Consider the following 782-nt stretch of genomic DNA (forward strand, 5'->3'; position numbering starts at 1 on the left):
TGTCGTCGGGCGTGGTCGTGTCCCGCTCGTCGCCCGGGCGGGCCTCGTTGAGGTCGGGCTCCCAGCGGTCGAGCCGCGTGTGCGTCGCCCCGAACTCCTGGGCGAAGGCTGTGATCGCGGCGGGCCCCCCGAGTTCGCGCAGCAGCAGGTTGCCTGCGGTGTTGTCGCTGTAGCGGATGGCGGCGTCGGCGAGCTGCTCGGGGGTCGCCTGCTGCGGCCGCATCGTGCTCAGCACGGCCGAGTCGCGCACGACATCCGCGTCGGTGAACGGGATGGGTGTCGACCAGTACGCGTCGTCGTATCCCCGCGCCCGCACCAGCGCCGCGGCGGCCAGGGGCTTGAAGAGCGAGCACATGGGGAACAGGTCGGCCGCCCGGTACCGGAACGCGCGAACCCGCCCGGCGCCGCGCCCCAGGTCGGCCGGCAGCGCGACGACCCCGATCGTGACGTCGGTCGCGACCTCGAGCGCGCGAAGGTCGTCGGACACGCGGCCGTGGTCGGCACGTATGACGGGCCTGCCGTTCGCCGGCAACGGCGACGCCCAAGCCGGCGCCGATGCCAGCACGGTGGAGACGACGCCCGCGGCTCCCGCTGCGCCGCCGAGGGCGAGCAGCGAACGCCGGGACAGGGGGCTGGATTCACGCGATGGATTCATGGATCGCAGTCTTCCGATGCGGCACTGATGCCGGCAAAGCACCAAACCGCGCTATTCATGCAAGGATCGCATGCATGGCACGCAACTTCGACCTGCTGTCGGCGTGCGAGGCCTTCGTCTCGGTGGC

At 71.9% G+C, this 782-nt stretch carries 1 protein-coding gene; it reads right to left on the minus strand.

Annotated elements, in window-relative coordinates:
* Positions 1-655 (minus strand): serine hydrolase (locus AC1DY2_RS20280; RefSeq protein ID WP_476764053.1); only part of this gene is annotated, 655 nt, incomplete at its 3' end.
* Positions 656-782 lie beyond the last annotated feature (127 nt).

It is taken from the genome of Agromyces sp. P1_H4, from assembly GCF_056405255.1.